Here is a 7,779-nt window from a genome sequence, read left to right as displayed (position 1 = left end):
AGTCCGGCGTCGGCGGCGGCCCGGACCAGCGCGGCCTCCACGTCCAGCAGCGCCCGCAGCAGGGCGGTGTCGCCGAGCTCGGCATCGACGTCCGGTGTGCCGGACAGGCCCCGCAGCAGGGTGTCAGAGGGCGAAGAAGACGGTCTCATGCTCCCCCTGCAGACGGATGTCGAACCGGTAGCCGTCCGGGGCCGGGCGGGCCAGCAGCGTGTCCCGACGGTCGGGGTCGACGGTACGCAGCACCGGGTCGGTGGCGTTGGTCGGCTCGCCGGGGAAGTAGATCCGGGTGACCAGGCGGTGCAGCAGCCCGCGCCCGAGGACGGAGACGGTCAGGTGCGGTGCCTCGGTCCCGCCCTCCGGGGCGGGCAGCGGTCCCGGCTTGACGGTGAGCAGCGCGTACTCCCCCTGCGGGTCGGTCTCGGCGCGGCCGAAGCCACGGAAGCCGGCGACCGACGGCGGCCGGGCGCCGCGCGGGTCGTCGGGGTGGTCGAAGCGACCGTCCGGGTCGGCCTGCCAGCTCTCCACCAGGGCGTCGGGCACCGGGGCGCCGGTGCCGTCGACGATGCGGCCCCGGATCCAGAACGCCTCCGGCGTGCCCTCGGGCACCACGTACGCCCCGTCCGCCCAGCGCAGGCCGATGTGCAGGTACGGACCGACGGTCTGGGCGGGCGTGACACCGAGACGTTCAGTCATCGTGGTCGTCCTCGTCCTCGAAGGGGGTGGCCTCCCGGCCGCGCAGCACGATGTCGAACGCGTACGCCAGCGCCCACTCGGGTCGGGTCGCGTCGTGGTCGTACCGGGCGACCATGCGCTCCCGGGCCTGCGGGTCGCGGACCGAGTTGAAGATCGGGTCCTGGAAGAACAGCGGGTCGCCGGGAAAATACATCTGGGTCACCAGGCGCTGGGTGAAGGCGCGCCCGAACAGCGAGAAGTGGATGTGCGCGGGTCGCCAGGCGTTGTCGTGGTTGCGCCACGGGTACGCGCCGGGCAGCACGGTGACGAACTCGTAGCGCCCGTCGGCGTCGGTGCGGGCCCGCCCGACGCCGGTGAAGTGCGGGTCGATCGGGGCCGGCCAGGTGTCGGCGGCGTGCCGGTAGCGACCGGCGGCGTTGGCCTGCCAGATCTCCACCAGGGTGTGCGGCACGGCGCGCCCGTCGCCGTCGCGTACCCGGCCGTGCACGATGATCCGCTGCCCCTGCGGTTCGCCGTCGTGCTGGCGGGTCAGGTCGTGGTCGAGGTCGCCGATGCGTCCGTCACCGAGCAGCGGGCCGGTGATCTCGGTGAGTCGCTGCGGCAGGTGTACCAGGGGCTGGGCGGGGGCACGGGCCACCGTGGAGCGGTAACCGGGGCTGAGCAGGGGCGGATGGGCCTCGACGTCGTCACGTCGGTAGCTCGGCAGCACCAGCCGGGCGCCGCTGTCTCGGGTCATGGCGTGGGTTCTCCCCTCGGTGTCGGCGGGTCCCCGCCGGGGCCGCCCGCTCACCGGGTCGACCGGACGGTCGCCTCGAGAGCGCGCAGCGCGGTGAGTTCGGTGGCGCTGGGCGGCGTACCGGTGGCCAGGTCGTCGGCGACGGCGAGGGGCCAGCCGGTGGCCGCCCTCGCCTGTGCCACGGTGACCCCCGGGTGCAGTCGGGTCAGGGTGAGTTCGCAGGTGGCCGGGTCGGCTTCGAGCACACCGAGGTCGGTGATGACGGTCTTCGGGCCGCCGCCACGCAGGCCCAGCCGGGCCCGGGCGCCGGGCCCGTCGCCGTAGCCGACGGAGGTGACGAAGTCGACGCGGTCGGTGAACGTCCGGCGGCTCTGCCGCACCACGACCACCACCTCCCGGCAGGAGGCGGCGATCTCCGGTGCGCCCCCGGCGCCGGGCAGTCGCACGGCAGGGTCGCGGTAGTCGCCGCCGATGACGGTGGTGTTGATGTTGCCGTACCGGTCGAGCTGCGCGGCGCCGAGGAACCCGACGTCGATGCGGCCGGGCTGCAACCAGTAGTTGAAGACCTCGGGCACCGAGACCACCGCGTCGGCGGTGTCGGCGAGCACGCCGTCGCCGATGGACAGCGGGAGCCGGTCGGGCTTGGCGCCGAGGCAGCCCGACTCGTAGACGAGCACCAGATCGGGGGCGTGGGTCGCCCGGGCCAGGTTCGCCGCGGTGCTGGGCAGCCCGATGCCGACGAAGCAGGCGGTGCCGTCGCGCAGTTGCCGGGCGGCGGCGACCGTCATCATCTCGTCGGCGGTGTACCCGTCGGTCATGCCGGCACCTCCACGTCGCGTACGTGCCGCTCGATCCACTCCTGGAAGGTGTCGCGGTCCCGGCTGACCGCGTCCCAGGCGCGGTAGAAGTCGTTGTCGCGGACCGAGTAGTCCTGGGTGTAGGAGGGGTGGGCGCCGCCGGGCACCCGGGCCACCGCGTCCACGACCCAGCCGGGCAGCACCACCTGCCCCGGCACCGGGGTCAGCTCGTCGACGATCTCCTCCACGGTGACCAGCGACCGGTCGGCGGCGAGCACCGCCTCCTTCTGCACGCCGGTGATGCCCCACATCTGCACGTTGCCGGCGCGGTCGGCGCGCTGGGCGTGCACCACGGTCACGTCGGGGCGCAGGGCGGGCACGGCGGTGAGCGTCTCGCCGGTGAACGGGCAGTCCACGGTGCGGATGTTGTCGGTGTGCCGGGGCAGGTCGGTGCCGGTGTAGCCGCGCATCACCGCGAACGGCAGCCCGGAGGCCCCGGCGACGTACCGGTTGGCCATCCCGGCGTGGCTGTGCTCCTCCAGTTCCAGCGGGACCGGCCAGGAGTTCTGCACCGCGTCGCGGAAGCGGTGCAGCGAGCCGACGCCGGGGTTGCCGCCCCAGGAGAAGACCAGCCGTCGGGCGCAGCCGGCGCCGATGAGCTGGTCGTAGATGACGTCCGGGGTCATCCGGACCAGGGTCAGGTCACGCCGCCCCTGCCGGATGATCTCGTGGCCGGCGGCGAACGGGATCAGGTGGGTGAATCCTTCCAGCGCCACCGTGTCACCGTCGCGGACCAGGTCCGCGACGCCGTCGGCCAGCGAGACGAGCTTCGCCATGGGCCTCTCCGCCTCCCGATCTCCGCGGCCCGTCAACCTGTTCGGCATACGGACGCGCGTACTTATCTCGAACGTAGCGGTCCGCTGTCGACCCCGTCAACGCACCCGACCGGCGGCGCGGCGCGGCCGGGAAATGGTGCGGCACGCCCGTTGACTCGGCCCCGACCCGCGTGCCAACGTTCCTGATGAGAACGGACGTTCGGCTTGCGAACAGCCGGTGACCCCTCCCCCCGCGACGGGACGGGGTGTCCTCCGGAACGCCGTGACGCCCGGCCGTCGCGCGTACGCGCACGGCACGCCAGACAGGTCGAGGAGGCACGGATGCGTACCCAGGTCGGCATCGTCGGGGCGGGACCGGCCGGTCTCATGCTGTCGCACCTGCTGCACCGGCACGGCATCGACTCGGTGGTGCTGGAGAGCCGCAGCCGGGAGTACGTGGAGCACCGGGTCCGCGCGGGAGTGCTCGAACAGGGCTCGGTCGACCTGTTGCGCCGGACCGGCCTGGGGGCGCGGCTGGACCGGGAGGGAATGCGGCACGAGGGCATCGAGCTGCGCTTCGACGGCGAGTCGCACCGGGTGCCGATGACCGAGCTGACCGGCCGGGCGATCACCGTGTACGGGCAGCAGGAGGTGGTCAAGGACCTGATCGCCGCCCGACTCGCCGCCGACGCGACGATCCTCTTCGAGGCCGAGGCGGTACGCCTGTCCGGCCTGGACTCCGCGCCGGTGGTGCACTACCGGCACGAGGGCGTCGAGGCGGAACTGCACTGCGACTTCGTGGTGGGCTGCGACGGCTTCCACGGGATCAGTCGCGCGGCCGTGCCCGACGGGGTGCTGCACACGTACGAGCGGACGTACCCGTTCGCCTGGCTGGGGGTGCTGGCCGCCGCCCCGCCCGCGGTGGACGAACTGATCTACGCCCACCACGAGCGGGGTTTCGCGCTGTACAGCCTGCGCTCGCCGGAGATCTCCCGGCTCTATCTCCAGGTGCCCGCCGACTCGGACATCGCCGACTGGCCGGACGAACGGATCTGGGCCGAGCTGCGTACCCGGCTGGAGACCGTGCCCGGGTGGCGCCTCAACGAGGGACCGGTCCTGGAGAAGTCGATCACGCCGTTGCGCAGCCTGGTGGTGGAGCCGATGCGCTGGCAGCGACTCTTCCTGGCCGGTGACGCCGTACACATCGTGCCGCCCACCGGCGCGAAGGGCATGAACCTGGCGCTGGCCGACGTCGCGCTGCTCGGCGACGCCTTCGCCGCCTGGTACGCCGACGGGAGCACCGACCTGCTCGACGGGTACTCGGCCACCGCGCTGCGGCGGGTGTGGCGGGCCCAGCAGTTCTCCTGGTGGATGACCTCGATGCTGCACCGGCTCGACGCGAACGACCCGTACGAGGCGAAGATCCAGTCGGCGACCCTGCGGTACGTGACCACCTCCGACGCGTACGCGACCAGCCTGGCGGAGAACTACGTGGGCCTGCCGCAGGTCTGAGCCCTACCGCAGGGCGCCGAAGAAGGTGCGCAAGTCGGCGACGAAGACCTGCGGCTGCTCCAGGGCGAAGAAGTGCCCGCCGGTGTCGTACTCGGCCCAGTGCACCACGTGGTGGTCGCGTTCGGCGAGCCGCCGCACGGTGACGTCACGGGACCGGGACACCAGCACCCCGGTCGGCACGGTGGACGGCTCCCCCACGCCCCAGTCGCCCGCCGCGTCGTCGCCGCACGCCTCGTCGGACCAGGTGGCGGCGGTGATGTCCTCGTAGTAGACCTGGGCTGCGGAGCCGGCCGTGCCGGTCAGCCAGTACAGGGTGACGTTGGTCAGCAGTCGGTCCCGGTCGACCACGTCGTCGAGGTTCCCGTCGGCGGGCAGGTCGGTCAGCCGGTGGAACATCTCGACGATCCAGGCGAGCTGGCCCACCGGCGAGTCGTGCAGCCCGTAGGCGAGCGTGTGCGGTGACTTCGCCTGGATCTGGAGGTACCCGTCGTTGTAGGCGGTCAACGCGTCCAGCCTGGCCTGCTCGACGTCGGTGAGTCCGTCGAGTTCGCCCTCGACCCCGGACGGGAAGGTGAGCAGCGCGTTGACGTGCACGCCGACCACCCGCTCCGGTGCCTGCCGACCGATCGCCGGGGCGACGTACGAGCCGGTGTCGCCGCCCTGCACGCCGTAGCGGGCGTAACCGAGCCGGCGCATCAGCTCGACCAGCGCGCCGGCCATCCGTTCGCTGCCCCAGCCGGGCCCGGACAGCGGTGCGGAGAAGCCGAATCCGGGTAGCGACGGGATCACCAGGTGGAAGGCTTCCGCCGGGTCGCCGCCGTGCGCGCGGGGGTCGGTCAGCGGCCCGACGGTGTCCAGGAACTCCAGGAACGAGCCCGGCCAGCCGTGCAGCAGGAGCAACGGGAGCGCGTCCGGCTCGGGCGAGCGTACGTGGAGGAAGTGCAGCGGTTGCCCGTCGATCTCGGTGCGGTGGTGCGGGAGGGTGTTCAGCTCCGCCTCGTGGCCGCGCCAGTCGTAGCGGGTACGCCAGTACTCGGCCAGGTCCCGGAGCTGGTCCACCGGTACGCCCCGGGTCCAGCCGACGTCGGGCAGCGCGGGCCAGCGGGTGGTGGCCAGCCGGGCGTGCAGGTCGTCGAGCTGGGACTGCGGGACGTCCAGGTGGAACGGGACGATGTCGTCGGTCATGCGGTCGACGCTAGGAGCCGGTTAGGTCAGTTCCGGTCCTAAGCCGGTGGCATCCTCGATCACATGTCGACGCCCTCCGCACGCCTGCTCCGGTTGCTGTCGCTGTTGCAGACGTACCGTCAGTGGTCCGGCGCGGAACTGGCGGCGCGGCTCGGGGTCACCGCGCGGACCGTGCGCCGGGACGTCGACCGACTCCGCGAGCTGGGCTACCCGGTGCACGCCACCCAGGGCACCGGCGGCTATCGGCTCGGTGCCGGCGCGGCGCTGCCACCGCTGCTGCTCGACGACGACGAGGCGGTGGCCGTGACGATCGGGCTGCGGACTGCCACCGCCAGTGCGGTCAGCGGCATCGGCGAGACCGCCCTGCGCGCCCTGCACAAGGTGGAGCAGGTGCTGCCGTCCCGGTTGCGGCACCGGGTCAGCGGGCTGCACCGCGCCACGGTACGCGCCGAGAGTCCCGGCCCGACGGTCTCCCCGGACGTGCTGGTGGCAGTCTCCGACGCGTGTCACCGTCGGGAGGGGCTGCGGTTCGACTACACCAGCCATCACGGCGACCGGTCGCGGCGCACCGTCGAGCCGCACGCGTTGGTGAGCTGGGGCCGGTACTGGTACCTCGTCGCCTGGGACGTCGACCGCGAGGACTGGCGCTCGTTCCGGGTCGACCGGCTACGTCCGCGTACGCCCACCGGGCCCCGGTTCGTCGCCCGTGAGCTGCCCGACCCGGACGCGAGCGCCTACCTGGCACGGACGCTGTCGACCGGCCCGTACCCGGTCCGGACCACCGTCACGATGCACGCGCCCGCCGCCGTGGTGGCCGAGCGGGTCTGGCCGGGCATGGGTGCGGTGGAGGCGGTCGACGACCATCGCTGCCTGCTGCACCTCGGCGCGGCGACGGCCGCAGACCTGGCCTGGATGATCGCGGTCCTCGGCGTCGACTTCACCGTGCCCGGCCCGCCCGAGCTGGTGACGGCGCTGCGCGACCTGGGCGAGCGCTGCCACCGGGGCGTCTCGGGCGGGGACGGCGAGAGTGGCGGGAACTGCGACGGCCCGGCGGCCGACTAGAGGGCAGAGCGGCGGGCGACCGGGCGACGGCAGCAACAGCGACCCGAAGGGCACGGGCGCGTCCGCGGAAAGACCTTCTAGTCCGATCGGAAAAGTCATGTCTCTGACCGAAGTCTCCGGTGCCTCCACACCGGACTCCACGCCCGGCCCGGAACGGCCCGCCGCCGAACCGTCGCCCGCCCGCGCACCACGCCGCCCTTCGCCGCTGGCCGCACTCCTGGTCCGCCTGCACTTCTATGCGGGCGTCCTGGTCGCGCCCTTCCTGGTCGTCGCCGCCCTGACCGGCCTGGCGTACACCGTCACCCCGCAACTGGACCGGATCCTCTACGCCGACGAGCTGACCGTCGCCTCCGTCGGTGAGCCGAGGCCGCTGGCCGAGCAGATCACCGCCGCGCGGGCGTTCCATCCCGAGGGCAGCCTGTTCGGCGTCTCCCCCGGCACCGGCGAGTACACCACCCGGGTGGTGTTCGCGCTGCCCGAGCTGGGCGACAAGCAGCACACCGTCTACGTCGACCCGTACACCGCCGAGGTACGCGGACAGTTGACCACCTGGTTCGGCTCCACGCCCGCCACCACCTGGCTGGACGACCTGCACCGCCACCTGCACCTCGGTGACCTGGGACGGCACTACTCCGAGATCGCCGCGAGCTGGCTGTGGGTGCTGGCGCTGGGCGGGATCGCCCTGTGGTGGCGTCGGCGCGGCGGACGCGCTCGGGTGAGGCACCTGCTGGTGCCGGACGTCTCCGCCGGCAAGGGGGTCCGGCGTACCCGGAGCTGGCACGCCACCACCGGCGTCTGGCTCGCGGTGGGTCTGCTCGTGCTCTCCGCCACCGGGCTGACCTGGTCCCGGTTCGCCGGGGGGAACTTCGCCGCCGGCCTGGACGCCATGGACGCCGGCCGGCCCGCGCTGTCGACCGGCCTGTCCGGCGTACCGGCCGACTCCGGCGGCGCACACGACCACGGCGGGGCACCCGTGGGG

Annotated in this window: 8 protein-coding genes; 3 read left to right on the top strand and 5 right to left on the bottom strand. The window is 73.1% G+C overall.

What is annotated here, in order from left to right; translation table 11 throughout:
* Positions 1 to 123 precede the first annotated feature (123 nt).
* The 4 genes from pcaG to EYA84_RS21805 are packed head-to-tail and all read right to left on the bottom strand — an operon-like array spanning position 124 to position 3,062.
* Positions 124 to 693 carry a protocatechuate 3,4-dioxygenase subunit alpha gene (pcaG, locus tag EYA84_RS21820; protein WP_131054909.1) on the bottom strand — a complete coding sequence of 190 codons (570 nt, stop codon included), beginning with the start codon at positions 691 to 693 and terminating at the stop codon, positions 124 to 126.
* Positions 686 to 1,429, bottom strand: a complete 744-nt coding sequence (gene pcaH / locus EYA84_RS21815) for a protocatechuate 3,4-dioxygenase subunit beta (RefSeq protein ID WP_131054908.1) — start codon at positions 1,427 to 1,429, stop codon at positions 686 to 688. Before pcaH ends, pcaG begins: the two co-directional genes overlap by 8 nt.
* 50 nt (positions 1,430 to 1,479) lie before the next feature.
* Positions 1,480 to 2,247, bottom strand: a complete 768-nt coding sequence (locus EYA84_RS21810; protein WP_131054907.1) for a CoA-transferase subunit beta — start codon at positions 2,245 to 2,247, stop codon at positions 1,480 to 1,482.
* The gene (locus EYA84_RS21805; protein ID WP_131054906.1) at positions 2,244 to 3,062 is read right to left on the bottom strand and encodes a CoA transferase subunit A; all 819 of its coding nucleotides are present in this window, start codon (positions 3,060 to 3,062) and stop codon (positions 2,244 to 2,246) included. The genes EYA84_RS21810 and EYA84_RS21805 overlap by 4 nt, the downstream gene beginning before the upstream one ends.
* A gap of 321 nt (positions 3,063 to 3,383) precedes the next feature.
* Here EYA84_RS21805 and pobA point away from each other — a divergent pair, with 321 nt between their 5' ends.
* Positions 3,384 to 4,553, top strand: coding sequence for a 4-hydroxybenzoate 3-monooxygenase (gene pobA, locus EYA84_RS21800; RefSeq protein ID WP_131054905.1), 1,170 nt, complete (start codon positions 3,384 to 3,386; stop codon positions 4,551 to 4,553).
* Between the two features lie 3 nt (positions 4,554 to 4,556).
* Here the strand turns inward: pobA and EYA84_RS21795 are convergent, their stop codons facing one another.
* Positions 4,557 to 5,738, bottom strand: a complete 1,182-nt coding sequence (locus tag EYA84_RS21795; RefSeq protein ID WP_131054904.1) for an epoxide hydrolase family protein — start codon at positions 5,736 to 5,738, stop codon at positions 4,557 to 4,559.
* Positions 5,739 to 5,801: 63 nt separating this feature from the next.
* Between EYA84_RS21795 and EYA84_RS32890 the strand changes: the two genes are divergently transcribed.
* Together EYA84_RS32890 and EYA84_RS21780 are read left to right on the top strand one after the other, a co-directional pair.
* Entirely contained in the window at positions 5,802 to 6,800 is a 999-nt protein-coding gene (locus tag EYA84_RS32890) for a YafY family protein (protein ID WP_162520281.1), read from the top strand.
* 97 nt (positions 6,801 to 6,897) lie between these two features.
* Positions 6,898 to 7,779: PepSY domain-containing protein (locus EYA84_RS21780; protein WP_131054902.1), on the top strand; the 882-nt coding region annotated here is incomplete at its 3' end.

Source organism: Verrucosispora sp. SN26_14.1, assembly GCF_004307965.1.
GTDB lineage: Bacteria > Actinomycetota > Actinomycetes > Mycobacteriales > Micromonosporaceae > Micromonospora.
Note: the sequence above shows the minus strand (reverse complement) of the source record. Positions and strands in the feature narration are given on the sequence as shown.